This is a genomic window from Pseudomonas sp. FSL W5-0299 (genome assembly GCF_005930655.1).
Classification (GTDB): Bacteria; Pseudomonadota; Gammaproteobacteria; order Pseudomonadales; family Pseudomonadaceae; genus Aquipseudomonas; species Aquipseudomonas mandelii.
In genome coordinates this window covers 41,289-64,881 of sequence record NZ_RXHX01000025.1, presented here as the reverse complement: position 1 = coordinate 64,881, position 23,593 = coordinate 41,289, and the positions used below count along the sequence as shown (strand labels likewise).

At 56.4% G+C, this 23,593-nt stretch carries 28 protein-coding genes and 1 pseudogene; 11 read left to right on the top strand and 18 right to left on the bottom strand.

Features of this window, described 5'->3' with window-relative positions; all coding sequences use genetic code 11:
- Nucleotides 1–12: 12 nt before the first annotated feature.
- Entirely contained in the window at nucleotides 13–516 is a 504-nt protein-coding gene (ssb, locus tag FHL16_RS24425; RefSeq protein WP_077749521.1) for a single-stranded DNA-binding protein, read from the bottom strand.
- Between the two features lie 426 nt (nucleotides 517–942).
- Here ssb and FHL16_RS24420 point away from each other — a divergent pair, with 426 nt between their 5' ends.
- From FHL16_RS24420 to FHL16_RS24400, 6 genes are all read left to right on the top strand, one after another.
- The gene (locus tag FHL16_RS24420) at nucleotides 943–1,515 is read left to right on the top strand and encodes a hypothetical protein (RefSeq protein ID WP_077749520.1); all 573 of its coding nucleotides are present in this window, start codon (nucleotides 943–945) and stop codon (nucleotides 1,513–1,515) included.
- Nucleotides 1,516–1,524: 9 nt separating this feature from the next.
- Nucleotides 1,525–2,379 carry a DsbA family protein gene (locus FHL16_RS24415; protein ID WP_069900585.1) on the top strand — a complete coding sequence of 285 codons (855 nt, stop codon included), beginning with the start codon at nucleotides 1,525–1,527 and terminating at the stop codon, nucleotides 2,377–2,379.
- A complete protein-coding gene (locus FHL16_RS24410; RefSeq protein WP_069900586.1) occupies nucleotides 2,379–2,678 on the top strand; it encodes a hypothetical protein in 300 nt (99 codons plus the stop codon). The genes FHL16_RS24415 and FHL16_RS24410 overlap by 1 nt, the downstream gene beginning before the upstream one ends.
- 70 nt (nucleotides 2,679–2,748) lie before the next feature.
- On the top strand, nucleotides 2,749–2,880 hold the full coding sequence (locus tag FHL16_RS34755; RefSeq protein WP_256547029.1) for a hypothetical protein: 132 nt from the start codon (nucleotides 2,749–2,751) through the stop codon (nucleotides 2,878–2,880).
- Nucleotides 2,881–2,891: 11 nt separating this feature from the next.
- A complete protein-coding gene (gene csrA, locus FHL16_RS24405) occupies nucleotides 2,892–3,086 on the top strand; it encodes a carbon storage regulator CsrA (protein WP_069900587.1) in 195 nt (64 codons plus the stop codon).
- The gene (locus FHL16_RS24400) at nucleotides 3,076–3,909 is read left to right on the top strand and encodes a hypothetical protein (protein ID WP_077749519.1); all 834 of its coding nucleotides are present in this window, start codon (nucleotides 3,076–3,078) and stop codon (nucleotides 3,907–3,909) included. Before csrA ends, FHL16_RS24400 begins: the two co-directional genes overlap by 11 nt.
- Nucleotides 3,910–3,951: 42 nt before the next feature.
- Here the strand turns inward: FHL16_RS24400 and traN are convergent, their stop codons facing one another.
- The 13 genes from traN to FHL16_RS24345 all read right to left on the bottom strand — a co-directional run bounded on the left by traN (nucleotide 3,952) and on the right by FHL16_RS24345 (nucleotide 12,733).
- Complete coding sequence (traN, locus tag FHL16_RS24395; protein ID WP_077749518.1) at nucleotides 3,952–6,576, bottom strand: conjugal transfer mating pair stabilization protein TraN; 2,625 nt, start codon at nucleotides 6,574–6,576, stop codon at nucleotides 3,952–3,954.
- Nucleotides 6,577–7,233: 657 nt separating this feature from the next.
- A complete protein-coding gene (locus tag FHL16_RS34750; protein ID WP_256547030.1) occupies nucleotides 7,234–7,365 on the bottom strand; it encodes a hypothetical protein in 132 nt (43 codons plus the stop codon).
- 256 nt (nucleotides 7,366–7,621) lie between these two features.
- On the bottom strand, nucleotides 7,622–7,777 hold the full coding sequence (locus FHL16_RS34110; protein ID WP_170827765.1) for a hypothetical protein: 156 nt from the start codon (nucleotides 7,775–7,777) through the stop codon (nucleotides 7,622–7,624).
- A 61-nt stretch (nucleotides 7,778–7,838) separates the two neighbouring features.
- Nucleotides 7,839–7,973, bottom strand: coding sequence for a hypothetical protein (locus FHL16_RS34745; protein WP_256547031.1), 135 nt, complete (start codon nucleotides 7,971–7,973; stop codon nucleotides 7,839–7,841).
- Between the two features lie 404 nt (nucleotides 7,974–8,377).
- Nucleotides 8,378–8,623, bottom strand: a complete 246-nt coding sequence (locus tag FHL16_RS24385; RefSeq protein WP_069900592.1) for a hypothetical protein — start codon at nucleotides 8,621–8,623, stop codon at nucleotides 8,378–8,380.
- Between the two features lie 63 nt (nucleotides 8,624–8,686).
- Entirely contained in the window at nucleotides 8,687–9,421 is a 735-nt protein-coding gene (locus FHL16_RS24380; RefSeq protein WP_371917162.1) for a DNA cytosine methyltransferase, read from the bottom strand.
- A gap of 178 nt (nucleotides 9,422–9,599) precedes the next feature.
- The gene (locus FHL16_RS24375) at nucleotides 9,600–10,469 is read right to left on the bottom strand and encodes an HD-GYP domain-containing protein (RefSeq protein WP_223198360.1); all 870 of its coding nucleotides are present in this window, start codon (nucleotides 10,467–10,469) and stop codon (nucleotides 9,600–9,602) included.
- 91 nt (nucleotides 10,470–10,560) lie between these two features.
- Nucleotides 10,561–10,806, bottom strand: coding sequence for a DUF3391 domain-containing protein (locus tag FHL16_RS24370; RefSeq protein ID WP_232859924.1), 246 nt, complete (start codon nucleotides 10,804–10,806; stop codon nucleotides 10,561–10,563).
- A gap of 156 nt (nucleotides 10,807–10,962) precedes the next feature.
- On the bottom strand, nucleotides 10,963–11,343 hold the full coding sequence (locus tag FHL16_RS24365) for a hypothetical protein (RefSeq protein ID WP_001054412.1): 381 nt from the start codon (nucleotides 11,341–11,343) through the stop codon (nucleotides 10,963–10,965).
- Nucleotides 11,340–11,666: a hypothetical protein gene (locus FHL16_RS24360; protein WP_000091614.1), complete on the bottom strand. Its 327-nt coding sequence runs from the start codon at nucleotides 11,664–11,666 to the stop codon at nucleotides 11,340–11,342. Before FHL16_RS24360 ends, FHL16_RS24365 begins: the two co-directional genes overlap by 4 nt.
- A 23-nt stretch (nucleotides 11,667–11,689) precedes the next feature.
- A complete protein-coding gene (locus FHL16_RS24355) occupies nucleotides 11,690–12,025 on the bottom strand; it encodes a hypothetical protein (protein ID WP_000741275.1) in 336 nt (111 codons plus the stop codon).
- A gap of 14 nt (nucleotides 12,026–12,039) precedes the next feature.
- Nucleotides 12,040–12,375: a helix-turn-helix domain-containing protein gene (locus FHL16_RS24350; RefSeq protein WP_001172026.1), complete on the bottom strand. Its 336-nt coding sequence runs from the start codon at nucleotides 12,373–12,375 to the stop codon at nucleotides 12,040–12,042.
- Nucleotides 12,356–12,733, bottom strand: a complete 378-nt coding sequence (locus FHL16_RS24345) for a type II toxin-antitoxin system RelE/ParE family toxin (protein ID WP_042933781.1) — start codon at nucleotides 12,731–12,733, stop codon at nucleotides 12,356–12,358. The genes FHL16_RS24350 and FHL16_RS24345 overlap by 20 nt, the downstream gene beginning before the upstream one ends.
- Nucleotides 12,734–12,924: 191 nt before the next feature.
- Between FHL16_RS24345 and FHL16_RS24340 the strand changes: the two genes are divergently transcribed.
- The 3 genes and pseudogenes from FHL16_RS24340 to FHL16_RS24330 form a co-directional block, all read left to right on the top strand.
- Nucleotides 12,925–13,527 carry a recombinase family protein gene (locus FHL16_RS24340; protein ID WP_010465829.1) on the top strand — a complete coding sequence of 201 codons (603 nt, stop codon included), beginning with the start codon at nucleotides 12,925–12,927 and terminating at the stop codon, nucleotides 13,525–13,527.
- Nucleotides 13,511–16,540 (top strand): Tn3 family transposase, encoded by a 3,030-nt coding sequence (locus tag FHL16_RS24335; RefSeq protein WP_024015041.1) that lies wholly within the window; start codon nucleotides 13,511–13,513, stop codon nucleotides 16,538–16,540. Before FHL16_RS24340 ends, FHL16_RS24335 begins: the two co-directional genes overlap by 17 nt.
- A 31-nt stretch (nucleotides 16,541–16,571) precedes the next feature.
- Nucleotides 16,572–17,198, top strand: a pseudogene (locus FHL16_RS24330) (IS1595-like element ISAchd1 family transposase); the annotation flags it as partial.
- 194 nt (nucleotides 17,199–17,392) lie between these two features.
- On the opposite strand, the gene FHL16_RS24325 reads toward FHL16_RS24330, so the two are convergent.
- On the bottom strand, nucleotides 17,393–18,319 hold the full coding sequence (locus tag FHL16_RS24325; protein ID WP_003464940.1) for a LysR family transcriptional regulator: 927 nt from the start codon (nucleotides 18,317–18,319) through the stop codon (nucleotides 17,393–17,395).
- Nucleotides 18,320–18,399: 80 nt separating this feature from the next.
- Here FHL16_RS24325 and FHL16_RS24320 point away from each other — a divergent pair, with 80 nt between their 5' ends.
- On the top strand, nucleotides 18,400–19,722 hold the full coding sequence (locus FHL16_RS24320; RefSeq protein ID WP_077749515.1) for an MFS transporter: 1,323 nt from the start codon (nucleotides 18,400–18,402) through the stop codon (nucleotides 19,720–19,722).
- A gap of 26 nt (nucleotides 19,723–19,748) precedes the next feature.
- A complete protein-coding gene (locus tag FHL16_RS24315; RefSeq protein ID WP_003464945.1) occupies nucleotides 19,749–20,678 on the top strand; it encodes a carbon-nitrogen hydrolase family protein in 930 nt (309 codons plus the stop codon).
- Between the two features lie 349 nt (nucleotides 20,679–21,027).
- Here the strand turns inward: FHL16_RS24315 and FHL16_RS24310 are convergent, their stop codons facing one another.
- The 3 genes from FHL16_RS24310 to FHL16_RS24300 form a co-directional block, all read right to left on the bottom strand.
- The gene (locus FHL16_RS24310; RefSeq protein ID WP_077566290.1) at nucleotides 21,028–22,458 is read right to left on the bottom strand and encodes an IS1182 family transposase; all 1,431 of its coding nucleotides are present in this window, start codon (nucleotides 22,456–22,458) and stop codon (nucleotides 21,028–21,030) included.
- Between the two features lie 305 nt (nucleotides 22,459–22,763).
- Entirely contained in the window at nucleotides 22,764–23,318 is a 555-nt protein-coding gene (locus FHL16_RS24305) for an AlbA family DNA-binding domain-containing protein (protein WP_202979496.1), read from the bottom strand.
- Nucleotides 23,311–23,577, bottom strand: a complete 267-nt coding sequence (locus FHL16_RS24300) for an N-6 DNA methylase (RefSeq protein WP_256578016.1) — start codon at nucleotides 23,575–23,577, stop codon at nucleotides 23,311–23,313. Before FHL16_RS24300 ends, FHL16_RS24305 begins: the two co-directional genes overlap by 8 nt.
- Nucleotides 23,578–23,593: the final 16 nt, after the last annotated feature.

Sequence of the window (23,593 nt, the reverse complement as noted above, 5' to 3'; positions counted from 1 at the left end):
TGATATGCGCTATTAGATGATCTGCAGTAGCAGTTTGCTAATCGGCGCGAACGGGATGTCGTCATCGAAGCTGTCATAGCTCGGGTTATTATCCTGAGCTGGTTGAGCCGGACGCTGGTTTTGATTGTTACTGTTGCGCGGAGCTTGGCTAGGCCGTGAAGCACCTTGCTCGCCCTGCTTGCCGCCCAGGAGTTGGAGGGTTCCGCGCTGATCAACCACCACTTCCGTGGAGTAGCGCTTAATGCCGTCCTTCTCCCATTCACGGGTTTGAAGTTTGCCTTCAATGTAGATAGTACTGCCCTTGCGGACATAATCACCTACGATTTCTGCAATCTTCCCGAAGAAGACAACTTTGTGCCACTCGGTTTTTTCTTGCTTTGCACCAGTTGAATCTTTCCAACTTTCGGAGGTTGCAAGACTGACGTTTGCGACCGCGCCACCATTGCCTGTGTAACGGACTTCCGGATCTTGGCCACAAGTGCCGATCAGAATTACTTTGTTGATACCGCGAGCCATAATAATTCTCCATACGAAGATATTTGGGGCGGCACTTTCCCCTAGGGGGCAAAGTAGCAGCCCCATAGGGTTATATTTTTTGATGTTGCTTAGTTGTATTTATGAGACGGCCAACAAGCCGACCCCGTAGACGAGCTACAGGACTAAATCAGTAGGCACATGCCGACTGATTGAGTACGAGAATTCTTGAATGGCGCTGGTTCAGCGCGGTGGGCGATTTGCCCGGAGGGTAACCCTGCACAAGAGAGGGCTTTCTTAGCGCTCGGTGAGCGCAAGGAAAGTCTGCACTAGCCGACGAACCAGTTCAACACCTGCGAACCTCGCAAATTTGCGCGCAGCTCAATCTGGACGGAATCCGTCCAGTTATGGCCACAACGCGAACCGCCATACCCGGAAAATGAAGCCAACCCCAATCGAGGACGCGACATGATCCGAACGTATGCCCCACTCGCGTTGGCCATTACCCTGGCCACGCTTGCCGGCTGCTCCAGCAAGCCGACAGAACCCGAGAAAGCCGAGTTCACCGGCATCGAGCTGGAATTCACAGAATTCGCCCCAGATATGCGTGAGCACCACACCAGCTGGGGTCACGAAGGACGTGGCGGTGCAGCTCTCCGCAAGCCAACTTACCAGCATGTACTGTCTTCAGAAGACCAGATCAGTAACCGGTACGGCAAGCTGTACCCCGAACTTCAGCCCAAGCAGCCCACTGCCGCTCCAGCGACCATCGCAGTGCCACAGGGCATCCTCGCCAGCAACTGCAACAGCTCTGAATCCGCACAAGTCTTCGCCGCGCCGATCAGCACCCTGAGCACGACCGGGGGCATTGCATTGGCCCGCGCCGAGGCTAACGCGCCTGTCGACGAATACCTCAAGGTGCGAAAGAAGCTGTGCGCCGGTAGCCAGCGCCTCTCCTACGAGGAGTGGCTGATCCTGGTCAACGGAACCCCGAAAGATATCCCGCTGCACCTGCAGCCCAAACCATACTCAGTTAAGTAAGGACTCAAAATGTCGAATACCAAAGGCACACCGCTGGTTACCGTACTTGGGCTCGGCCTGGTCTTTTCCGCCATCGCGGTCGGGGTTTCTGTCCATATCGGCAGCAAAATCACCAAATACATGATCAGCGAAAGCGTCGATAAAGCAGTTACCGAGCGACTGCCGGCAGCCGTCACCGAGGCACTGGCCAAGATCGAGGCGGATAAAATCTCCTCGCAAGTGGCAGACAATCTCAAGCCTTGGGCCAACGCGCACACCGCCAGCATCGACGGTCGCCACATCTTCGGTAGCCCACAGGCTGAATTCTCCCTCGTCGAGTTCAGCGACCTGGAATGTGGGTTCTGCCGCCGCCTGCATGAAACCCCCAAAACCCTTGTCGACCAAGCAGGGGGCAAGATCAACTGGGAGTGGCAGCACTTCCCGCTGCAGTTTCATGACCCTATGGCCACCAAAGGCGCAGAGGCAGCTGAATGCGTAGGCGAAATCGCCGGTAACCAGGCGTTCTGGGCGTTCACTGGAAAGTGGTTCGAGATGAGCCAAATGAACGGTCAAGGAGTAGAAGACATCACCCTGCTTGCACGCCTGGTCGGTACCGAGGAGAAAGCCTTTACCGAGTGCCTGGCCAGCGGCAAGTACAAGCCCCTCGTTGAAAAGCAGATCGAGAAAGGCATCAAGCTGGGCGTCACAGGTACGCCGGCTACATTCGTGATCGACAACCAGACCGGCAACCGCCTGCTGGTCAAAGGTGCTCAGCCGCCACAAGCGTTCATGGAAGCCATCGAACAGTTGGTGAAGATGCGAACCGAAGCCCCCAGCCAGGAAAGCGAGTCGAAGCCCGCTGCTGCAGAAGCGGAGGCCGGCTAATGCAATGGGCTCCTGCAGCATTGGCTACCCGCCCTCGTGCAGCCAGGCAGCCCATTCAACCTGCCAAGGCCCTGGACGAAATGTTCAGGGCCATTCGCAGCGCCAATTCTTGGCGGGACGTGGCCACGGCCTTGATCGTCAACGAAGCTGCACTGACCCGAACCGAGGGTGAAAACTTCGCCGTGGTATATCAAGGACGACTGGTGTTTAACCTGTCACCTATCACCGGCACCCTGCCGGATCTTGTGGATCGACTCGGGCCGGTCCCGCCTTCCCTGGTTGGGCCGCCGACCCGGTAGGCACTTCTTGGGTTTCTTGGCAGCGATGGTCAACTAGAACCATCACACAACGCATCAGGGAGATGCAGCCATGACCACCACCCCCCGCCTCACCTCGTTTCGCCAGCTCGATGAGTTCCTGAATAAATCAGGGTGCCCAAGGGATGAGCAGATGATCCGCAACGACCAGAAGTACAACCAATCTTCCGCACAAACGGCGTGAAGGAAATCATAATGTCACTCCACATTAGTCGGTCTACTGGTGAATCCATTCAGATTAGTGATGACATCAAGGTCACAGTTACTTCAATCGGAGGCGGGCAAGTCAAACTTGCCATTTCCGCTCCAAATGATGTGAAGGTATACCGAGAAGAAATTTACTTACGAATTGAGGCCGAAAAGGCGAAGGAGGCTTTAGGTGAACATTAACTATGCAGCAAGAACAGTGGCTGCCGTTACAGCTATGCTGCTTATGGCCGGTTGCGCTACTAACGGCCCAAGCGAGAAGGTTCTTGAAAACCGCAAGCAATTAGTCTCGAAAATGATGGCGGAGCTACCGCCGAGAAGTCAGTGGTCAGAGGCACAGACAATCCTGATTGACGGTTTCGGTATTATTGCTTTCAAGGATATTGCTGCATCCTCAGTTCCTAGCGGGAATCTGAACACCATAGCGGACATGGGTATGGCGCTCGCTGGTTCAGTTGCTCCATCGTCTGCGAGCGCAGGCGCATCTGCGTTCGCTATCAGCTCAGGTTTATTCTTAATCAGCGGGAACGCAGATCCAGCGGGTACAACACAGATCGCCGCATGGGTGCCAGTGGAGTTGGCCAGTACGCCAGAGCAAGCAGCAAGTATTGCCATGCAAGAACTTGAGAAGGCAAGAATCAAAACGTATCCGGGCCAGCTGTCAGCGGTGAAAATGCAGACCGGGAAGTATCCCTACGCGCATGGATTTTCGTATGCGTCGTTAGGCGACAGCCTCGCTGACAAGCCTATTCCATTCACCGATGCAGTTAAGCAAAACCCTGACTTTGTAGGTCAAGGAAGCTCATTTGGACCCGTTTTTATCCGTAATGATCAGATGGTCTTAGATGCCGACAAAAGTAATCTAGACCTATGGGGCTCTATGCTCTCTCTTTCCAAAAACCTTCCAAGTTGGTTTTATATTTACTACCCAGGCCAGAAACTTAGAACCGGTGATATTCCACCAGCAGTATTTTCACAGGGAAGACCACTATTCTTTCTGAAATAAAAAAGGCCCCGCTATGCGGGGCCTTTTCTTATCACTTGCGTTCTACCTCAAGTTTTCTTCAGCTTTCTTCTTAACCGCATCTACGTCAAAACCATCAAGACGCTCAAGGTTTCGATCAAGGGTGTTCTTTCTGGCTTCACCCTCTGAGAACTCACCGAGCCCGCTTCCAGAGCCCGTCAAATCTTCAATCGAAACCGTATTCGCTGTTGGTAAATGGCCAGCCATATTCAGCATCCCAATCCATTCCGAAAGATCCACCTTATCCCAGTCCATCTTGGACAACATATCCGGCGTTAGACCTTCGCAGGTTGGCTTTTCAATCTCGCCATAACTCAACCCTAACTGTTCGTGGGCTGATTCTTGAATAATTCGGCCTACAACCGAACCGTAACAACAGTATGACTCCCGTTTCTCAACACAACCTAAGGCGGAATCTGAGGCACAGTAACTACCTACAAATGTACATTGTCGTGTCTCTTTCTTGGCACCAAGCTCAAATTCTTTCTGCTCGCACTCCCAAATAATATTGATGAGCAAGTCTACAATCACATAGACCATATACACCCAGCCAATAAAGTTTAAGACCGCTGCAGCATTTGCGGATAGACCAGTTACCGCACCATTCGAGCCTGTAGCAAATACAGCATTTGCAGCAGTCGTAGCGCCCATCTCCACCATAGCGTTATATGCTTGCTGCATCAGCCAGGTTTGGAGCTTACTGATAGCGGTTTGTTCAATTGTGCCTTGAAGGGTCTTTTTAAATGCACCAGTTGCAGCGTCGACAACGGTGCCCCACTGGCCTTCGACAACAGCCGTTGCCCCTGAAATCGCAGCATTCGTACCAGCAGCCCAGTACCCCGGAGAAAAGAGGCTTCCGGTTCGGTTAAGCGCCTCAAGTGAACTAGCCATTTTAAGGCTATTCATGGTCAGGTTGACGTAATCAATAATGCTTACACTTTCTGGAGCTTCGCAGCAGTCGACATACCCTCCCAATGCCTTTTTGCACTCCATTGCATCGCCCTTGAAGACTTTGCAATCATTTGCTTGGTTCACATCCGTGCCGTCCCCGCCGCAGTCCATGTCGTGTTCAGCGAACTGTGCAACTTGCAGCATGGCTACCGCATAAGCGAAGTCACCACTTTTTACATTAGATGTATCAAAGCACTCACTACCCATGCACCTGGCACCACCTGGACAGTCCACTGTAGCGCCGGTATTTACAATGGTTTCGTACTCGGTGTCATACCCGCAGTCCCATACCTCCTCGTATGCGTAGCAGCCATTATTACCACCAGCGCCCTTAATACATTTCTGAGAGACGAATCCACAACTCTTGTTATTTTCGAGTGTGCTACAAGAATCGAGGTTTCCGCCATTGTTCTGTGGGCAATGCTCAACCCCTTGGGGGTCTTTGTAGCACTTCATCGGCCCCTTGTAGAATGAGCAATCAGCGCTCGCCGAGACAGCTTTACAAAAGCGCGGGATAGAGTTTTGAGGGCTTGGCTTTAATGCGTCTTCACAGACAGTGACACCACTCACCGTCGCGCAACCGTCACCATCCGTGTCTGGGTTCTCCGTGCATGTAACGCTTACGTTGGAACAGAAGCCATCGTTGACCTGATCGAAAAACGGAAGGTGCTCTTCAGGCCCCCAGCCGTTATCTGTTACTGCCTTGGCTGGGTCGTAAGTAATCTTGATTCTTGCGTACCCTTCGCCACCACCCGAGACAGATGTGCGTGTTTTGAAGGTCACGACCTTCCCTGACTCTTTGAATGCCGAGGTAACGTCTTTCGCAGGATTTACTTGCCAGCTCGTACCGCGCTCGCATGAACCAGCTGTTTCTGGTGGGAATACTCCAGGCGTGTGCGACCAAGCCAATTGGTTATCCATATGAATCTCGAAGTAGTCATCGAACTTCGCATATTCAATCTCGGCCTTTATCACAGCCTGTGGATTTATAATTTTAAACCTTGTGTACTCTTCGTAAATCTTACAGTGGCCACCCCAGTAGTTATCACCAACTGTACCAACCCAAACATATAAACATCCGGTCCCACATGATTGAAAGTTTGGCTGACCGTCAACATACTCGACGATGCCAATTGCATAGTCGTGCTTAAACGTATACGAGCCGGTCAAATCGGTCAGACGTTCGCATGTTTTGTACTTGGCAACATGAGCCTTTTTCTTCTTTTGCTCGAAGACTTCTGTTCTTGAGCAATCAGCAAAGGTCTCTTTGAAATCAGCCATGTAATCATTGCTTCTGACCTGATCCGCCTGGTTAAACATGGGGTCTTTCGACAGATCGGGGCTTATGCGAGCTGAACTATCTGTGAGCACCCGATATGCTTCGCCATCCATCGAGTTCTCGGTTTGAAGCCGCGTGTTAGCTTTAGTGCCAACATCAATAATCTTCGTGTCCTTTCCGAATACAGACTGCAATTCATTGGTATCCCCTGAATTCATGTCCGGATACAACTGCTCCAGGCTAGTCATGGGCTGCGTGACGGGAAAGGCCTGCAGTGATTGCTGCGTCAACGAGCGTCCTGCAGCCTGGCTGCTGGCTACTGAGTCTGCGTAGGCAGGATAAGCGAGGGTGTTGATCTGCAGCCCAACCAGGGCGGTGCAGATGGCGCGAGCGAGGCTTGGTGTTCGTAGAAAGCGCATGGCATCCACTCTAAGCAATGATGAGTGAATGGTAGGGACGGGGTGGGTTCGAGTGGCGCTATATCTGGACGGAATGCGACCTGAATAGTCTTGCTGGCCCGACCACCAAAGCCAGCATTCTCGGTGTAGGCGGCATAGGGCCGCTTAGATTTCAGGGCAAAGAATTCTGCTGTCCTGATAGCTTCGAGAGCGGTATGGAAAAACATCGCTTGGGGCTCGTGCCGCGCGGCGGCGCTTTGCTGAGTAGTGCAATGCCACTCGTGGGCCAGAAACGAAAAAACCCCGGCCGCGTTTCTAGGCGCATGCCGGGGCTTTCGTCTGCTGCTCTCATTAGGCTGCCTGCAGGACCGATACCTCGCCACCGGCTGGGATCAGGTTGCACATTACAGCCCACGACCTCACGTAACGAGTGTCAAGGAAGCGTGGGCTCACGGTGCGAGCGATCTGGGGAGGCACTTTGATAGTGCGGCCAGACTCCAGCATCAGCTCGTCGAGTTCGCGGCAAAAAATAGCGTGTACTTCAGTCATGGTCAGCTCTCCTGGTGGGTGATCCCCGGAGCCGCCTCATTGAGGAAGCTCTGGTGGATCACCCACGAGGGGCTACCACAACAAGCCCAGGCCTAAGCTAGGGCTCTTTATTCGTCCAGCTTGAGCTGGTTAATGGTGCTTGATTTCAGTGTTTAGCTTTTTGTCGAGGCGATCCGCAATGCGGTACCCGACGAGAGCTACGACGCCCAGTGCCAGAAGCACAGAGCCAATCGCAATCACGAGAGAAATCGACGATTCCATTTTTGTCTCCTTGCGGGACGATTCAGTCATAGAAAAAGGATACCACCAAACCGAGAACCGGCAGTATCAAACCGACTACCAAGCAGAACGCGATAGCGAACGGCGCGGTACCAGGTGTGATGATTCCGATAAATCCGGTTGCTAAAACACTGCAGCCGAGACCGATTAGGGCATCCCTTAACCAAACTAATATTTTTCTTTTGAACATAACGCACTCCTATTTATAGATAGAAGTGCCCCTGATGGGAAACTCCCATCAGGGTTTAATTATTTCTAACTCCGAGCCATTGGCTAAAGTTAGTTGTATTACAGTAAAGCCGTTGTCTGCCGCATAGATTGCGTAGGCGAGCTTCGATTTTTCAGCAAAGAATTCAGCGCCACGAATAGCGTCGATTGCATTATTGAAAAGCATTTATGTCTCCTCGCCGAAAGAGAACAACCCCAAGGGGAAGTTCCCCTTGGGGTTGATTTGATCAAAGTGCTTGACGCGCTTTGATGCTCTGAGCGACTTGAGACTGCTCGGCAGATGCAACGGCAGCATCGAACGCGGTGAAACCGAGCTGAATACCACCAACTACAACTGCGATAGCGATTATGAGAGCTTTCATTTTGTGTTTCTCCGTTAGCAAAAGTGTGCAGACGGAGAAACACCCTGGCGGGGTAGTTTCCCCGCTGCGGGTTTTGTTGCAGGCATAAGCGCACGAAGGACGAGCCTTTGAGTTCTTTGTCTGCTATTTGGACCGTATGAAGCCCGGCTTGGCTTTGGGTCTCAATCTCATACGAGAGTGAGGGTGTCTGACCACATACATGGTTCAGACGCTTGGTGAAGAGCACATGCTCGACACTAAGGTTCTTGAGCGCAGCGGTCGCTACGCTGGAGGGATTCTTTAGAGGCCTTCACTTTGAAATGTGAGTCTCTGTGCGCGCGATTTTACCAAAACCATCACTCTGTTCAAGCCTGTTTAGAAACAAAAAGGCCGGGACTCCATAGGAGTACCCGGCCTGTTGTTCTTCATGCGCCATTGGGTGAGAACACCCGATTGCCTACTTTGTTGCGGAAGCGATCAACGACCACCTCTAGCGGTTCGTCCAGCAGTACCGGCTGAATGAACCCTTTCCCCTGGTCATGACGCAGCAAGATGACCCCGCCCTCGGATAGCTCCCAGAGATGGACCTTCATGCTGCCCCGGCTGACCCAGGCCTTTCGGCATATCTGTTGGCTGCCTTGAATGCGGGCCGCTTCAAGAATTGCGCTCATTGCTCTCTCCTTTTGAAACGGAGAGAGCCCCAAGCGGGGATTTCTCCCCGCTTGGGTTATTGGTTACGCTGCTACCAGGTCCAGCTGCCCTTGCCCCTGGTTAGGGGCCCTGAACAGCACTGCCGGCATTTCTGTGCTTGGGTTGACCCCTTCCTGGCAGACCGCACCAGTACCGCAGTTCCCACCACCACAAATCTGCTGGCAAACCGAAACAACCCCAGCAGACCTTAATTGCCCGATATCCGGGTTTACTGCGCCGTTCAGCGCCACACCCAGTTCGACCCCAACGGACTCGAACACGGGGTAGATCACCGATTGGCCAAGCACTTCATGAGCGGTGGTGTCGGGAAGTCCAGAGATAATTTCCTCTGGGATTCCCTTCAGCCGCGCATGCTCTACCGGCGTGAACAACCGTGAAAGCGACGGATCAACCGGATGAACCAGGAACGGTTCAGTGCTTCTGCACTTCGCGTATGACCGACCGATAGTTCCGCAATGCCCTTCGGTACCAGTCAGCAGTTGCCGGGCGAACCCTTTGCCTGCCGCCTTGTCTCGGGCTTCTTTCGCAGCCAGGTAGTCGAATGGTTTCCAACGCTCAGAATCGAGCGGGATATCCTCCAGCACCTCACTGATGCTTCCCTCTTTCTCCCTAACCGGCCGAAGCTGGGTAAAGTCGAACAGGTCAGGAAGCCCTTTGCTGGTCGCGACAACCACCAGGCGATTGCGTCGCTCAAGAGCGCCGAAATCGTTTCCGTTGAGCACTGCCTCCTTGAGCTGGTAGCCCAAGCTGGCAAGCACTGACCGGATAAGGGGATGTAAGCCGGAACCCCAGAAATTTCCGTCACCCTAGTTGGGTGGGCTCAACACTCGTGTCACCAGCTACCTTCTGGAGAATCGAGCTCGGCCATCCCTCCCTGGACGGGCATCGCTCGACGATGTTCAACGGCTCCCTCACGGGGCCGTCGTTTTGTGGGGGCTATTCCATCCACAAGTCGTCGAGGTTCTTGAAGTTCCAGAGCGTCGGGTCTTCGGGGCCAGTGATACTGTCCTTGCAACTCGTGGCCGCCAGGTCGATGGTCTGCATCGGGATCGGCTCTCTCGAGCGTAGCGAGAAGAACACGCGAACCTTGGGAGTCAGCAGTGATTCCATTCCCGGCTCAACGACAACGGCCAGACGCTGAGAGGACAGGCGAACCAAGGAGCCGACGGGGTAGATGCCCACGGCCTTGACGAAGGCGTGGAAGATGCGTTTGTCGAAATGGCCCTCCCACTTGGCCATCTGCCGCATCGCCGCGGACGGGTCCCACGGCTTTTTGTAGGCTCGCTCCGACGTCACGGCATCATAGACGTCGCAGATTGCGCCCATGCGGGCCAGGAGTGAAATGGCGTCACCGGCCAAGCGATCCGGGTAGCCGGTTCCGTCGATCTTCTCGTGATGGTGCAGGGCAATGTCCACCACCCCGGGCTCGGCCCCGCCTGCGCGCAGCATCTTTGCGCCCTCCACAGGGTGGCGCTTCATGATGGCGAACTCGGCATCGGTGAGCTTGCCTGGTTTGTTAAGCACTTCCAGCGGCATCGCGGCCTTGCCTAGGTCGTGCATCAGTCCGCCGATGCCAGCCAGGCGCGTTTGCTCCTCGTCTAGATCGAGATGCCGGGCCAGCGATAGCATCAGGGCGCAGACGGCAACCGAGTGCAGGTAGGTGTAATCGTCGTGCGTTTTGATGCGTGCGACGCTGATGAGGGCATGAGGTTGGCGCAGCACCGAGGCAGCGATTTCTCCGACCAGCGGCAACGTCGTGCTTGGGTCGACGGCCTTGCCAAGCCGGGCTTCCTGGAACATGTCCATGACTTGGGACTTGGCCGCAAGACAGAGTTTCCGTGCATAACACATTTCGCTCTCCATTGAGGTTGCGCCGTCACTTTTCTTGCTTAGTGGACTAGACGGCAGAGATTGCTCCTCCGACAATTCTCTGGGCTCTGGGCTCTGGGCTCTGGGCTCTGGGCTCTGGGCTCTCTGGGCTCTCTGGGCTCTCTGGGTCGACTTGGCTTTTGGCCAAGTCGACCCAGACCTCCCCGACGCCACATTCTCGAATGGCAGAGAGATCCTGAGGCTCGGTCAGCAGGAAGCTGCCGCGCCAGAATGGGTGTCGAACCCAAGAGCCGGCGAGCTTGTGGATGTACATGCCGAGACGAAGCTCGGATACGGGAATGCGTTTTACCAACTTATTTTCCTTTCTGAGTTGGGTGGTTAGGCGTGCGCCGAGGCTGGCACCCAGCGGTAGAGCGGAGGTAAGGTCACGCCAAGATTCTTGGATCAGCCGGAACCGCCGAAATTTCCGTCAGCCGATCAACATGGCTTTGTCTCGCGCTCGGTCGATGCGTTCCTGCATCGCCTGCATGACTTCTTCGTGGGTGTACGACTTGGCGTTGGGGTCGTCGGCCTCTCGGAGAGCTTCCTCGACCTCGCGGGTCATCCGCGCATATTCTTCCGGCCACAGCGCTTGCTCCATGCGCAGCGACGCCTGCCCAAGCAGGTGCAGCAGGCCGAACAGCCGCATGTCATTGGTGGCGACGACGTGCTCTCGAATCCGCTCCTGGATCACCTCGCAGGCCCGATGCGCCTCTGGCGTCGCCGTGCCCTCGTAGCCGGCTGGGAGTTCTGCTTCTTCAGCGATTCGCGCCCAAGCGATAGCCAGCGCCTCGATGGTGGACAGGTTCATTTGCTCATCCACTTGCGCAGCAGACGCTTTTTCAGGGAGGCGCGCTCTTGCGGATTGCGTCCCTTGTGGTTGGCAATGCGATCCGCCGTGGCGGCCTGGCGCTTGATGGGCCAGTAGGAGCGGCCATCCTTACCCATCGACCAGACGTTGCTGACCTGGTTTTCCAGTAGAGGCAGATGGGCGCATAGAGCTTCCGGCGACGCGCTGGCCAGCGCGGTGCGCTCGTGGGTTCGCCAGCGCTGATGCCAGAGTTTCTTGTCCTCGCGCTCGCTACGGCAGGTCGTGTGCCCAACGATGGGCGTTTTGCGGCGGCTGCGGCTCATGATGTGGTTGTCTCCAAGAACATTCAGGACAGGCTTTCTGGGTAGAGCGCCGTCAACCGGGACAGGGTTTCTTGCACTTGTTCCAGCGAGGTCATCAGATGATCAACCTGATCCTGAAGATCCACGGCGAGATCAAATAGCTCAGCCACTCGGCTGCGTGATCCCTCGTTGAACGCGGCCATTGCCAGTTGATGCAGCTTCAACAGGTCGGTGCGCAGTTGCGGAGGTGCGCCGTCTGCGCTGTCATTCAAATCGCCGCGCAGCACGTCCACGGCATCGACTGCACGCAGCAGTGCCGTGGTATCGAAATTCTCGGGAGTCAGTTCGTCCCATTCGTCGTCGGTGATGCGGGCTGCCATCAGGAGAGCTCCGATTAAGCGGTTGCGAGCGTTAGATGCCCGATCGGCTCGGCTGCTGGCCGTACCTTGATTTCGATGTCGTAGCCGAGGCGATTCAGACAATCCATCAGCTTGCGTTCGGATAGATTGGTGAAGTCGCCGCGCATCATGCCCGACACCTTCGGTTGCGGGATGCCCATGCGTTTGGCCGCCGCTTGTTGAGTCAGCCCAAGGGCGCGCATGGCCCTCCTGATCTCGACCACCAGGCCGGTCTTGATCTTGAGCTTTTCAGCGTCAGGCAGTCCAAGGTCGGCAAAGACGTTGCCCGAGCTGCGCTGAACCTCGACGCCTTCAATGATTCGTTTTTGCATTTCGTAGCTCCTGTGCCAATACCTCGGCCACCTTCAGCCGAGCGCGGATGATGTCCATGTCGGCCTTTGGCGTGGCGATTCCGCTCTTGCTCTTCTTCTGGAAGCAGTGCAGGACGAACACCGCTTCCGCAAACTTGACCGTGTATACCGCTCGATAGGTGCCGCCGGCATCGTCTTCGACGACCTCCAGCACGCCGGTACCACCGAACCCCTTGAGCACCTTTGCTGCGTCATCCTGATCGCCTATCTGCGCCAACGAGAGCGCGTAACCGAAACGGCGACGCACGTCGGACGGCAACGCCATCAAATCCTTGTGGCTGCTCGCGATCCATTCGAGCGGTTTTTCTTTGTTTGTCATGACGGAATTTTATACCTGTTCAGGTAATGATGTAAACGCGGCAACCTCAAGGAGGTGTCGTAAAACATTTGTTTTGCGACAGGCTGTCAGCCGCCGCTGTGCTACCTGTGCAACACCCCCTCAAAAATGTACGGAAAACTCTATCGCTATTCACTATTATGCGGAAACCTGTTTTTGATGGTTATCCGCCTATGTTGGTTGGCTACATGCGCGTGTCGTCGGACTCCGACCGCCAGAGCACGGACTTGCAGCGCGACGCGCTGCTCGCCGCCGGCGTCGATCCGCGTCACCTGTTTGAGGATCGTGCCTCTGGCGCGAAGGATGACCGTGCCGGCTTGGCGCGGGCGCTTGAGTTCGTTCGAGCCGGCGATGTGCTGGTGGTGTGGAAACTCGACCGGCTCGGTCGCTCGCTGTCGCACCTGCTCGCCATTGTGACTTCGCTCAAGGACAAGCGGGTGGCGTTCCGCTCGCTGACAGAGAACCTGGACACTACGACGCCCTCGGGCGAATTCCTGTTCCAGGTGTTCGGTGCGCTCGCGCAGTACGAGCGCGCCTTGATTCAGGAGCGCGTCGTCGCGGGCTTGGCCGCCGCACGCAAACGCGGCCGGATCGGCGGCCGGCCGCAGGCGATCACTGGTGAGAAGCTGGACGCCATCGTCGCCGCGCTCGATGGCGGCATGTCTAAGGCGGCGGTGTGCCGCAACTTCAATGTCAAGCGCACTACGTTGATCGAAACATTGACGCGAGCAGGTTGGCGTGGTGCGGGAAGGACGGTCGATGAGCAACAAGAATAAGCTACTCACCGTCTTTTCTGACGCAGAGCAGGAAGCCTTGTACGGCCTACCGGACTTCGACGATGCTCAGCGGCTGGAATACCTGGCGTTGGCCGAATCTGAACTGGCGTTCGCCAGCAGCCGGCCTAGCCTGCAGGCCCAAGTCTATTGCGTCTTGCAGATCGGCTACTTCAAGGCCAAGCATGCTTTCTTCCGCTTCGATTGGCATGAGGTCGAGGACGATTGCGCCTTCGTGCTGAGTCGCTATTTCCACGGCGAAGCGTTCGAACGCAAGGCGATCACCAAGCATGAGCACTACAGCCAGAGGGGTCAGATCGCCGAACTGTTCGGCTACCGGTCGTGGGCGGCTAGCTTCCTGCCGCAACTGGCACAGCAGGCTGAACAGATCGTGCGGCGCGACGTAATGCCAGGATTCGTGGCCGCCGAACTGATCGTTTGGCTCAGCGAGCACAAAATCATCCGGCCCGGCCACACCACCTTACAAGAGCTGGTCAGTGAAGCCCTGTCCACCGAACGCAGGCGCTTGGGCGGCTTGCTGGCAGAAGTGTTGGACGAATCGGCCAAAGCTGCGCTGGGCCAGCTCCTGGTGCGTGACGACACCCTGTCTCAACTGGCAGCGCTCAAGCAGGACGCTAAAGATTTCGGCTGGCGTCAGATGGCAGGGGAGCGCGAGAAGCGCGCCACGCTGAAGTCCTTGCACGGGATCGCCAAGGCGCTGCTGCCCAAGCTCGGCATCTCGCAGCAGAACCTGCTGTACTACGCGAGCCTGGCGAACTTCTATACCGTCCATGACCTGCGCCACCTGAAGGCGGAGCAGACCCGGCTCTACCTGCTGTGCTATGCCTGGGTACGTTACCGGCAGCTCACCGACAACCTGGTCGACGCGATGGCCTTCCACATGAAAAAACTTGAGGACGAGAGCCGCACGGGTGCGAAACAGTCCTTTGTCGCCGAACAGCTGCGACGCCATCAGGAAACGCCGCAGGTTGGCCGCCTGCTGTCGCTGTACGTGGACGACAGCGTGGCCGATCCGACGCCGTTCGGCGAGGTGCGCCAACGCGCCTACAAAATCATGTCCAGGGAATTGCTGCAAAACACGGCGCAGCGCATGAGCGTCAAGCCACTGAACAAACTGGCGCTGCACTGGCAGGCGGTGGACGGCCTGGCCGAACGCATTCGACGCCATCTACGGCCGCTGTACGTCGCGCTCGACTTCGCCGGCACGGCCCCCGATAACCCATGGCTCGCGGCGCTGACTTGGGCCAAGAGCGTGTTCGCCAAGCAGCAGCGCCTATCACAACGGCCACTCGACGAATGTCCGGCGGCAACGCTGCCGAAACGCTTGCGTCCGTACCTGCTGATGTTCGATGCCGAAGGCACGCCGACAGGCCTGCATGCCGATCGTTACGAATTCTGGCTTTACCGTCAGGTCAGGAAACGCTTCCAGGCGGGCGAGCTCTACATTGACGATAGCTTGCAGCACCGGCATTTGTCCGACGAGTTGGTTTCGATGGACGAGAAAGCCGCCGTGCTCGCGCAGATGGACATCCCCTTCCTGCGGCAGCCGGTCAGTGCCCAGCTCGATGCACTGGCGACCGAGTTGCGTGCGCAATGGGTGGCGTTCAATCGCGAGCTGAAACAGGGCAAGCTGACGCACCTGGAATACGACAAGGACACGCAGAGACTGACCTGGCGCAAGCCCAAGGGGGAGAACCAGAAGGCGCGCGAGCAAGCTCTCTACGAGCAACTGCCATACTGCGATGTCGCCGACGTGTTTCGCTTCGTCAACGGCCAGTGCCAGTTCCTGTCGGCGCTGACACCATTGCAGCCACGCTATGCGAAGAAGGTAGCCGACGCCGACAGTCTGATGGCGGTGATCATTGCCCAAGCCATGAACCACGGCAACCAGGTTATGGCACGTACCAGCGACATCCCGTACCACGTCCTGGAGAGTACCTACCAGCAGTACCTGCGCCAGGCGACGCTACATGTGGCCAACGATTGCATCAGCAACGCCATCGCCGCACTGCCGATCTTCCCGCATTACTCGTTCGACCTCGATTCGTTGTACGGTGCCGTTGATGGGCAGAAATTCGGCGTCGAGCGACCAACTGTGAAGGCGCGCTACTCGCGCAAATATTTCGGCCGCGGCAAGGGCGTCGTCGCCTACACGCTGCTGTGCAATCACGTGCCGTTGAACGGCTACCTGATAGGCGCACACGAGTACGAGGCTCACCACGTGTTCGACATCTGGTACCGCAACACGTCGGACATCGTGCCGAGCGCGATCACCGGCGACATGCACAGCATCAACAAGGCCAACTTCGCCATCCTGCACTGGTTCGGACTTCGTTTCGAGCCGCGCTTCACCGACCTCGACGACCAGTTGCAGGAGCTGTATTGCGCCGATGATCTGGCATTGTACGAGAAATGCCTGATCCGGCCGGCTGGCCAGATCGACCGGCAACTCATCGTCGGTGAGAAGGCGAACATCGACCGAATCGTCGCCACACTGGGCCTGAAGGAAATGACGCAGGGCACGCTGATCCGCAAGCTGTGCACCTATACGGCGCCGAACCCGACGCGGCGCGCAATCTTCGAGTTCGACAAGCTCATCCGCAGTATCTACACACTGCGCTACCTGCGCGACCCGCAACTGGAGCGTAATGTTCACCGCTCGCAGAACCGCATTGAGTCCTATCACCAGCTACGCTCGACCATCGCCCAAGTCGGTGGGAAGAAGGAATTGACCGGCCGCACCGACATCGAAATCGAGATCAGCAACCAGTGCGCCAGGCTGATCGGCAACGCGATCATCTTCTACAACTCGGCGATCCTGTCCCTGCTGCTGACGAAGTACGAGGCAGCTGGCAATGCCAAGGCGCTGGCGTTGATCACGCAGATGTCGCCAGCGGCCTGGCGGCACATCCTGCTGAACGGGCATTACACCTTCCAGACTGACGGCAAGTTCATCGACCTGGATGCGCTCGTGGCGGGACTGGAGCTGGGCTGACGGAAATTTCTGGGATTCCGGCGTACAACCCCATTGTGGCGTCAGCAAAAACACAGCTTTCCTGTGGCGACATAGGTTTCTTTCTCGGATTGCCGATCACCAGGCCCAGCACGCGTCAGGCATTGTTGAAGCAGATGAAACCTTCTTCCTGGAGTCCTTCAAAGGGCAACGCGAACTGCCTCGACCGCCTCGTCGGCGCGGTGGCAGCGCCCAACGACGCGGACTGTCTGCCGAGCAAATTCCTGTGCTGGTGGTAAGAGATCGCAGTGGTCAGCAGGCAGACTTCAAGTTGGAAAAGCTGGATGCACAGCACATAGGGGAGCGGCTACGCCCGCTGATAGACGCGGATGCGATTCTCTGTACTGACAGCGCAGGTGTCTACGCCCATTTCGCCAAGGTTGAAGGCATCACTCACCGACCGATTAACCCGAGCCAGAATCGACGGGTTGATGGTGCTTTCCACATCCAGAACGTGAATGCCTACGACAGCCGACTCAAGAGCTGGATGATTCCTTTTCATGGTGTGGCCACCAAGTACCTAACGAACTATCTGGGCTGGCGCCGCCTGCTTGAGCGCTACAAAACACAGCTCAACCCATTGATTTGCTTGAAAGAGGCGTTGGGGTATAGGGATATGCAACAGTTAACTCAGACATAGCCCAAAAAAAACGGATCATGCGAAATCCTTCGTTGAGTTTGGCGCGGGTTTTTAGCAAATCAGCTGGCCCGCGATCCGGTTGAGAGTGATCCGAAGCGGTCCTTGACGACCGGCACAAATCGGTCAGAAGCGGTCGATGATTCCAATAAATCCGCCCCCTTTTTCCCGTAACTCCTGGCTACCTGCGACCAAGTCTAAGCAAGCTTCTGTGTCAGCTGCCCGATGAATAGCCGCAGCCATTCGTGCTGAGGCTTACTGTTCTTGGCAATGTCCCAAACCATGAAGCATCGAAATGATGGAACCGGAATCGGCGCCGGACAAATACTTAGCCGAGTCATGGCCGAATAGCTCTCGGCGGCGAACGTGGGAATTGTGGCTATCGCGCCGCTGCTGATCAACGTGGTGAGCGCGCCACTGAAGTGGGTGAATGAGGCTATAACACGCCTCGAATAGCCCGCCGCTTCGAACATGTCGTCGATAAAGCCGCGGCGGCCGTCATAGGAAACTCGCACATGGCTTGCCTCGAAGTACTCCTCCAGGCCGATAGGTGTGCCTGCGTTGTCTGCGCCAGGCAGGTACAAGCAGGAGTATGACGAGGAAAACAGCACCTTGGATGAATACCCGCTGCTGAAGTCTTTCGGCTCGCTGCAAATCACTAGATCCATGTCCGGATCTTGTAGCGACTGTTTCCACAGTGAGCTGTTGCTCTGATGGAACGAAAAGCTCACTCCCAGCCCCTGATCCGCTGCGGCGTTAACGATCCGCGGAGCGAGATAGGCCTCAATATCATCGGACAGACCGATGTTGAAAATGTAGCTCGAGTCGTGTGCGGAGAAATCCGGCTCTGCCCCAAGCACGCCTGAGATAGACGTAAGGGCCTCGGCGATCTTCGGCGCCAGCTCCATCGCCCTACGGGTTGGCTGCATTCCGGAAGCGGTGCGGATAAAGAGCTCATCTCCGAAATGCTCACGCAAACGACGCAACGCCGAGCTAACTGCCCCCTGGGTCACATGCAGCATGGCCGAGGCTCGGGTGGCACTGCGCTCGGTCATCAGGCAGTGGAACGTCAGCAGCAGGTTCAGATCAATTCTCGAGATATTACGTACACTAATCCGGCTCATATTTTCTAATCGTTTGCTCTGCGGCCGAGAGGATTCATAGTCTGCTGCCCATACACACCTAAGAAAAGCTGGGGAGCACCGTGGACGCAATTAATAAAAAAGTAAATCCATGCAGTATCCATACCAAGGGTGAGCAGTCAGACATTCGCAAGCGTGCAATCGCGGTGGGTATCGGCAACTTCATGGAGTGGTTCGACTTCGCCATCTACGGCTACTTCGCTGCCGTGATCGGTATGTTGTTCTTCCCCTCTAGCGCCCCAGGTGTATCGCTGCTGTCGTCGCTGGCAGTGTTCGCCGTAGGCTTCGTATCGCGACCATTTGGAGCATTGATTCTGGGGCCCATCGGTGACCGCCTCGGTCGCCGCGCGGTGCTTATCATCACTGTCTTCGGTATGGGTGTGTGCACCACGATCATCGGACTTTTGCCCACCTATGAGGCAATCGGTATCGCTGCACCTGTCTTGCTGATCGTCATGCGTTTCGTGCAAGGCATGATGGTAGGGGGCGAATGGTCTAGCGCAGGTATCTACATCGTAGAGAGTGCTCCGTCCAACCGCCGCGCGACGGCAGCCAGCGTTATCACTGGAACGGCTGGCTTGGCCTTCTTGTTTGGTACGTTCACCGCCGCGAGCCTCACCTCAACACTCGATGACCAGCAACTGGCGTCCTGGGGCTGGCGGATCCCATTCGTTGCCTCCATCGTGATGACCGGTATCGCCATCTTCATCCGCCGGAAGCTGGGTGATACCCCCGTGTATGAAGAGCTGGTACGTCAACGCGATTCACAACAGTTCGAAGCACCGAGCAAGTCTGTACACCGTCGCGCCTTCATCACTACTTTCGCCTTCTCAGCGCTGTTCGGCGTCTCGCTCTACTACTTCATCACCTACGCCAATAACCACCTGGTCACTACCGTTGGGCTACCACGAAGCAATGCACTATGGCTGTGCAGCATCGCGCTGGTTGTCTATGTCATTGCCAATCCACTGATCGGCCGGCTCAGCGACAGCATCGGGCGACGCAAGCTGCTGCTCAGTGCTGCTGCCGCACTCTCTGTACTGGCCTATCCAATCTTCCTGCTGCTCAACACCGGCAACCCAGTGGCAATCCTCGCAGGATTGATCGTTCTGGGACTACTTGTGGCTGTAACTGCGGTGATGGATGTGGTGCTGCTGGTTGAAGTCTTTCCAGCGTCCATCCGCTCCACGGGAGCAGCGCTCGGTCACAACCTGGCCCTGGCGACACTCGCAGGCCCAGGCCCCTTCATTGCCGCCGCCCTGATTAGCCAGACTGGCGACGCGAACATCCCTGCCGCCTATCTAGCAGCCGTCTCGCTGGCATGCCTCATCGTGCTGTGGAAGACCTTGCCGGAAACCCGCGACAACGACATCACACGTTTCTAGGTTCTTACTGCCCTCAGGAGTTTTTCATGACCAAAATTGCAGTCATCCAGGCCGCCTCTGTTCCTTATGATCCTGCAGCCAGCGTTGAAAAGGCTTCCACAATTCTGCGGCGCGTAGCAGATCAAGGTGCAAGGCTGGCCGTATTCCCTGAAGCGTTCATTGGCGGATATCCCAAGGGGATAGCTTTCGGTAGCGTAGTGGGTAATCGCAGCATCAGCGGGCGTGAGCTGTACCAACGCTATGTCGATGGGGCTGTGACGCTGGATGGGCCGGAACTGGCATTGCTTGCTGAAAGTGTCGAGCACACAGGGGTTACCACTGTGATTGGTGTAATCGAGCGCTTCGGTCGCACCCTTTACTGCACCGCGGTCACCATCGCCCCAGGCCGGGGTATTGCCGGTTACCACCGCAAGCTGATGCCCACCGGCCAGGAACGACTAATTTGGGGCTTCGGTGATGGCTCGACAATCGAGCCTGTAGAAACTGATTTTGGCGTCCTGGGGAGCGTGATTTGCTGGGAGAACTACATGCCAGCACTACGCCAGGCCATGTATGCCCAGGGTGTTCAGATCTACTGCGCCCCGACAGCAGATGACCGTCCGTCCTGGGCCAGCTCCATGGTGCACATTGCTCTTGAAGGGCGTGTTTATGTGTTGTCAGCCTGCCAGGCAATCCGTCTTGGTGAATACCCACAACAGCACCGCGATGCATTCGGCCTGGAGTTCAACGAGGACGATTACGTGATGCGAGGGGGCAGCATGGTTGTAAGTCCGCTCGGAGAAGTACTGGCAGGGCCGGTGTTCGACTGCGAGACAGAAATCTATGCAGACCTCAATATGGATCTGCTTAGCCAAGCCAACTTGGACTTTGATGTCGTCGGCCATTATGCCCGGCCGGACATCTTTGAACTCAAGGTGAACATTGCCCCGCAGGCCCCGGTAACCCTGGAGCGATAAGTAGAGCCTGTTTAGTGAAATCCTCCCTTTGACCGTCCAGTTTGGGCATGACTGCTTTAGGGATAGAGCCGCCGCAAGGCGGCTTTTTATTGCTGGCCAGGTTGTTGCCGCCATTTCCTGTGTAGCGAGGGCTTAGGCCCAAACCGATTTGCCAAGACAGATAACTCACCGACTTAACGTCCGCTTGTGGCACAGAGTGTGTAAAAACACTTTCGCATCTTGGGTGCCTCAGCCCAGTGTTCCTGGGCGAGGCGGTTTCCCAAGCAAATAGCCGCGATCAGCGCCAATAGCGCGTCAGAGCGTTTATGAAGCGCTTTGGCACCTCTTGGAGCAGCAAAAGCTGGGGCTTTTACGCCGTCATCGCCTTCAACAGGCCTTCGGTGCCGATGATTTTCATCACCCGTTTCAAGTTGTAGGCGAGCACATTCAAGCTCATCTCCGCACTCACCCCGTTCAGCTTTCGGGTCAGGAAGTGCGTTGCGCCCATCCATTGCTTGAGCGTACCGAAGGGATGCTCAACAGTCCGTTTTCGAACCCGCATCATCTCTGGTGCTTGGTTCAACCGGCGCTGCATTTCCTCCAGCACTGCTTCATGCTCCCAGCGCCTTACTCGACGATTTGTGCTTGGTGTGCACTGGGTTTTCAGCGCACAACTCTGGCACTTAGAACTCCAGTAACAGTGCATATTCATGCCTTTCTCAACGCTGGAGAATCGCCAGATCAGTGCCTCTCCCGCCGGGCAGGTGTATTCGTTTTTCGTCGGGTCATACACGAAGGCATCTTTATTGAATCGGCCATCAGCCTTGGCGCTTGAAGTCATTGGCTTAGGCACGTAGGCCGTGATGTTTGCGTCGTGACAGGCAAGGATCTCTTCACCCTTGAAGTAGCCTCGGTCAGCCACCACGGACAGCGTTTCTGCGCCGATGGCTTCACGAGCCTGCTTCGCCATTGAACTGAGTTGGTCGCGGTCTGAACCGCTGTTGGTGACCTCGTGAGCAACGATCAGGTGGTGCTGCGTATCGACAGCCGTCTGCACGTTGTAGCCGACGATACCGCTGCCGCGCGTCATCATCGAACGGGCATCCGGGTCGGTCAGCGAAACCTGTTTATCAGGGGAATCGTTGAGCTGAGTTTCGATCCCTTGAAGCTCTTTCATATGCGCTTTTAGCTTGGCAATCTTATCTTCCAGGCTGGCAGTGTCTGGCGCGGAGGCGCTAGGAATCTGTCGATCAGCCGCATCGAGCACAGCCAAATAACGGCTGATGCTCGCCTCGATTTCTTCCATACGCCGCTTCAGTTTGGCGCTGGTGAAATTGCGGTCACGGTTGTTCACTGCCTTGAATTTGCTGCCGTCGATGGCAACCAAGTTTTCGCCAAACAACCCCAACTGCTGGCAGAGCAAAACGAACTGGCGGCAGACGCCGCGAATGGCCTTGCTGTTATCTTTTCGGAAGTTGGCGATGGTCTTGAAATCGGGCATCAATCGCCCGGTTAACCACATGAGTTCGACGTTGCGCTGAGCTTCTCGCTCAAGACGCCGGCTCGATTGAATGCGGTTTAGATAGCCGTAGATATAGATCTTCAGCAGGATCGAAGGGTGGTAAGCCGGTCTTCCGGTTTCGGCTGGAATGACGCCATCAAAACCTAGCGTGGCTAGGTCGAGTTCATCGACGAAAACGTCAACCACCCGAACCGGATTGGTATCGCTGACGTAGTCGTCGAGGCTTTCGGGAAGTAAGGTGCTTTGACCTCGGTGTTCACCCTGGATAAACCGTTTCATGGGCGTCCCATACGCTGAGATTCTCGGAAATCATAGCAAGGGTTTACCGGTGCGTTTTTACACACTCTGGGCACAAAGCGGACCAGCTATCGGCCAAGAGATGCCTTTCGCGAATAGCTGAACGCCCCGAGAGCGCATTGGGCCGCTCGGCGCGGAATTGGTGAAAGGCTGGTGACTGGCCTGTGTTGGCTCGGTCAGACTTCGGGCAGCCTCACCCTAGTTGGGGCTAACTGCTTACCGACCATCAGAGGCAAGCCAACAACAACTGCCGATAGTGCTGAGAAAAACTGACCTGATAGCTCGGCTCAGCAGCAAAATCCCCCAGCGAGTAGGCACCCGCCAAACCTGCACCAAGACTTTGCCCGGCCTCGCCTCCACCGCAGCCATCGATATCGCAGGTAGCCCCCAACCCAGAGGTCTTCATCGACGCAGCGCTGGTCGCTTGAGCCGATGCGGCGGTAAGCGCCGCCTGGTAGGCCCGTGGCTTTTTTGTAGACGGGTTTGTGAGTGACGTCAGCCTCGGGCACATACACCACCAGCAGCGTCTTGCCTTCCACCTGCTCCAACTGCATCTCTGGCCGCAGCGTGACGTTGAGCATGCTGGCACACTGACTGGCGAGATCGCGCTGAACCTTGTCCGGGTCGGGGAAACCCACAGGCCGGTATACGGTATCGCCCTTGTCGTTGACCGCCCAGTCCACGCCCAGCAGCAGGTAGCCGCCGTCCAGACCGGGCTCATTGGCGAAGGCGATCACCGTCTCCATGACCGACTTGCCGATGTCGCTGGCACGCTTGGCCTCGATACGCGCGGACTCGTCCACCGCATTGAGCTCGTCCAGCAGTTCGACGGCGCTACGCATCGGTTCTCTCCGGCTCGATCAGCCCGTCCAGCGTTTCCACCAGTTCGTCCATCTGCTGCCAGAACGCCCGGCCGCTATCCTGCCAGCTTGCCCAGGCTTCCTGCAGGCTCTGTGCCTGCTGGCCTGCCGAGGCGCTGCTGCTCTGACGCTTCACGTAGAGCGGAATGGACAGGTTGAAACCGTTGCCGGCGAGGTCATCCAGAGTAGCCACGCGGGCAAAGCCGGGCTCGTCGGCAAATGCCTGCCAGGCATCGAGGATGCGCTTCTGGGGGAGC